The 271-nt window shown below is 75.3% G+C and carries 1 protein-coding gene; it reads right to left on the bottom strand.

From position 1 onward, the window contains the following. On the bottom strand, positions 1 to 271 hold a 271-nt coding region (locus ACQG3P_RS19790), incomplete at both ends, for a transporter associated domain-containing protein (RefSeq protein WP_426805995.1).

A 271-nucleotide genomic window follows, 5' to 3' on the forward strand; every position in this document is an offset into this window, starting at 1 on the left:
GCCCCGGGGTCCGCGTCGGCCTCTTCGGGCGCCAGCCGTACGGTGCCGGCCGGGATCCGGTGGCCGGCCATGCGCTTGACGGTGAACAGCTGGCCGTCGATGCGCACTTCCTCGCCTTCTTCGGGCCGGCGCTGCAGCTGGTGCACGATCAGCCCGCCGACCGAATTGAGGTGTTCGGGCGCGGCCAGGGCGCGGCCCAGCAGGCGTTCCAGGCGGCAGATGGAGGGGGAGCCGGCCACCAGCAGGGTGCCGTCGGCGCCCCGGGTGGGGG

The sequence above is a fragment of the Stenotrophomonas sp. SrG genome, from assembly GCF_050031795.1.
GTDB lineage: Bacteria > Pseudomonadota > Gammaproteobacteria > Xanthomonadales > Xanthomonadaceae > Stenotrophomonas > Stenotrophomonas rhizophila_A.